Genomic DNA, 3,608 nt, shown 5'->3' with positions numbered 1-3,608 from the left:
GGACCTCTGTCCCGGTTCGTCGGGATTGTCCGGACCTACGTTTGTCCCGTAAGGAAGAAGGGCCGGTCCGATACCGGTCCCGGAACTGGGCGGGAAGCCAACAGGTGGCGGCCCGCAGATACGGGGAAACCACCATGAACAGCAGCATCGCCAAGATCGCCGGCATCGTCTCCATCGTCGCCGGGGTCCTCTTCGTCCTCGCCGGCGGCGTGACCTGGGGCCTGATCACCACCAACCTGGCCGAGCAGAACATCACCGTCGCCGAGGACTCCACGTTCCTGCCCGGCAACGACGTCAACGGCCCGTTCTCCGCCTTCGCCGAGGCCCAGATCATCAACACCCACGCCATGGCCGCCACCGAGGGCCGCACCTACGCCGAGCTCGGCGCCGAGGTCCGCGCCGCCGAGGAGGCCGGCGACACCGCCCTGGCCGAGGAGCTCCAGGGCCAGCGCACCACCGTCATGAACGCCTCGTTCCTGCGCGCCTCGCTCTTCACCTCGGTCGTCTCCTACGGCGTCGCCGCCCTGGTCATGGGCCTGGGCGTCCTCCTCGCCGTCTCCGGCCTGGCCTTCCGTTCCCTCGCCCCGGCCACCGCCCCCCGCGCCACGGCCCCCGCCGCCGCCCCGGCCACCGAGCCCCTCGTCCCCGCCACCGCCTGAGCCCCGACCACCACAGGCAACAGCCACCCCCACGACGGGCCGCCGGCACCACGCCGGCGGCCCGCCGCCATGCCCGGGGCCACCCAGCACCCCGATCGGTACGCTCGCCGGGACGGCCGTCCCGGTCCGTCGCACCTGCGTCAGAAGGGGTCCCTCCCCGTGCTCCGTGTCCTGACCTCGCCGCTGCTGGCCGCCGTCTCCGGCCTGGTCGCGCTGTGCTCCCTGGTCTTCACCTACGTGACGAACCCCTTCTCGCGGTTCACGATCGTCCGGGGCACCTACGCCGCCCGGTTCACCGGCGGCGCGCTGCGAGTCGTCGACCGCAACGACCGCCTCGTGGTCCGCCAGGGGCCGCTGTGGCGGGCGCTCGCCGTCTACGCCTGCGGGCTGCACGTCCTCGGCACCCGTTACCTGCACAGCCCCCGCTCGAGCGCCGGCACCGTGGACGGGATCATCGCCGACATCCACGCCCTGCGCTTCGACCCGCGCCGGCTGCTGCTCATCTCGGGCGACCACTTCACCGCGCTGTTCGTGCGCAACCTCGGCGTCTTCTTCTACCCGATGCTCGACCGGGCGATCCCCGGGACGGAGCAGGACTGGCAGGACCGCCAGGCCACCTACCTCCAGACGCTCGCGTACGCGCTCGGGGTCTTCGACAAGCAGCCCGAGCTCACCACCACCATCGTCGCCACCGGGCGCAACGCGGCCACGTGCGTGAACTTCTACCACTACCCCTCGGACACCCTGTTCGGGATGCTCTACGCCCTCGCCGCGCTCTCCGACGTCGAGCCGGCCCGCCCGGCGGCGTACGCGCCGGACGTCCACGAGCTCGACACGGCGGGAGCGGCCGCCGAGCTCACGCGCCGCTACCGCGACAGCCTCGCGCACCACTACCGCGCCTACCGCTCCCGCGTCCTCGACGAGGAGCGGCTGCTGGTGAGGACCTCCCTGCGGGTCTCCGGGGCGAAGGACATCACGCAGCGACGCTCGGCGTTCTACGACAACGTGATCCTGTGGAAGACGGCGGAGCTCGCCGCCCGGCTGGGGATCACCGAGGACGACGGCGACTTCCGCGCCGAGCTGAAGGCCTCGATCCTGCGAGCCTTCTGGCTGCCCGGCGAGGGCTACTTCCTCGAGGACCTCTCCCCCGAGGGCGTGGCCCGGCGGTACTACTCCTCCGACTGGCTCATCGTCCTCGCGACCGGCTTCCTCGACCCCGCCGACCCGGCGGAGCGGGAGTACTTCAGCCGGTCTGTGGACCACATCCGGGCGCAGGGCATCGCCGAGCCGTTCGCCATCAAGTACCAGGCGGACACGCGCGCGCACCGCCAGCACCCGGTGGTGCGCCTGGCCGTCGCCTCCTACGGCGGGGACTCCATCTGGAGCTTCTGGGGCATGGAGTACGTCAAGACGCTCGTGCTGCTCCACCGTGCGACGGGCGAGGAGCACTACCTCGACGAGGCCGGGCGCCACCTCGACGCCTACGCCGCGGCGATGGTGGAGAACGGCGGGTTCCCTGAGGTCTACGCCGCCGACGGCCAGATGCTCACGACCCCGATGTACCGCAGCATCCGGCAGACCGGCTGGGTCATCGGCTTCGAGCAGGCGCGCGGGATGTACCGGGCGGCACGCGCGGCCTGACGGCGGCCCGTCGGTCGCGGGTCCGACGGCGCGGCCCGTCCGGCACCCACGTCCCGCCGTCGCAGAATGTCCCCGTGACCGTCTCCCGTGGGTTCGTCTCCGACAACGCCTCCGGCGTGCACCCCAGGGTGCTCGCCGCCCTGACCGCCGCCAACGAGGGGCACGTCCCCTCCTACGGCGCCGACCCGTTCACCGCGGCGCTGAGGGAGCGGGCCCGGGACGTCTTCGGCGCCGACGCGACGATCTTCCCGGTCTTCAACGGCACCGGCGCGAACGTCGTCGCCGTCCAGGCGATCCTGCAGCGCTGGGACGCCGTCGTCGCCACGGTCGAGTCCCACATGGTCAACGACGAGTCGACCGCGCCGCAGCTGGTCGGCGGCACGCGCATCGTCACGGTTCCCTCCGAGGCCGGGAAGGCGACGCCGGAGCTGCTGGCACCCGCCTTCGACGCCTACGACGGCACCGTCCACCACGCACGCCCGGCCGCGATCACCGTGGCCCAGAGCACCGAGCTGGGCACCACCTACACGCTGGGCGAGCTCGCCGCGCTGACCGGCTTCGCCCGCGGGCGCGGCGCCCGCGTGCACCTCGACGGCGCCCGGCTCTCCAACGCGGCCGCCCGCCTCGGCACCGGGCTGGGTGAGCTCACCGCCGGCGTCGACGTCCTCTCCTTCGGGGGCACCAAGAACGGCCTGCTGCTCGGCGACGCCGTCGTCGTCCTCGACCCGGCGCTCGCCGAGGGCGTCGACCGGCTACGGAAGGCCTCCGCGCAGCTCGCCTCGAAGCTCCGCTTCGTCTCCGCCCAGCTTCTCGCGCTGCTCGAGGACGACCTGTGGCGGGAGAACGCCGCCCGGGCCAACGCCGCCGCGGACCTGCTGGCCGAGCGCCTCGCCGCCCTCGGCGTCGCTCCGCGCTACCCCGTCGAGGCGAACGCGGTGTTCGTCCCGGTCCCGCCCGACGTGCTGGCGCGCGTGGTGGCCGAGGCCCCGGTCCTGGCCTGGGACGCGGGCACGGTGCGCGCCGTCGCCTCGTTCGACACCACCGAGGAGGACGTCGACGCGCTCGTCGCGACGCTGGCGCGACTCGTGCGCCCCTGACCGTGCCCCGGGGCGGCGGCGGGGCCCCGGGGCGGCGGCGGGCTGGGGCCCGGGCGCGACGGCGGGCCGCCGGCGTGGTGCCGGCGGCCCGTCGTGGGGGTGGCTGTTGCCTGTGGTGGTCGGGGCTCAGGCGGTGGCGGGGACGAGGGTCTCGGTGGCCGGGGCGGCGGCGGGGGCCGTGGCGCGGGGGGCGGTGGCCGGGGCGAGGGAG

General features: G+C 73.9%; 3 protein-coding genes. All 3 read left to right on the top strand.

Features of this window, described 5'->3' with window-relative positions:
* Nucleotides 1-134 precede the first annotated feature (134 nt).
* Entirely contained in the window at nucleotides 135-659 is a 525-nt protein-coding gene (locus KZX45_RS19720; protein ID WP_248259462.1) for an aromatic ring-opening dioxygenase LigA, read from the top strand.
* Between the two features lie 159 nt (nucleotides 660-818).
* Entirely contained in the window at nucleotides 819-2,300 is a 1,482-nt protein-coding gene (locus KZX45_RS19715) for a hypothetical protein (RefSeq protein ID WP_248259461.1), read from the top strand.
* A 74-nt stretch (nucleotides 2,301-2,374) separates the two neighbouring features.
* Nucleotides 2,375-3,397: a beta-eliminating lyase-related protein gene (locus KZX45_RS19710; RefSeq protein ID WP_248259460.1), complete on the top strand. Its 1,023-nt coding sequence runs from the start codon at nucleotides 2,375-2,377 to the stop codon at nucleotides 3,395-3,397.
* The last annotated feature ends 211 nt before the right edge of the window (nucleotides 3,398-3,608 follow it).

This window comes from Georgenia sp. EYE_87 (assembly GCF_023148685.1).
Taxonomy (GTDB): Bacteria; Actinomycetota; Actinomycetes; order Actinomycetales; family Actinomycetaceae; genus Georgenia.
The sequence above is the reverse complement of the archived record's forward strand: the minus strand, read 5'-3'. Positions and strand labels throughout refer to the sequence as shown.

Coding starts and splice junctions, on each gene's coding strand:
- KZX45_RS19720 (WP_248259462.1), top strand. CDS start 135: ATGAACAGCAGCATCGCCAAGATCGCCGGCATCGTCTCCATCGTCGCC.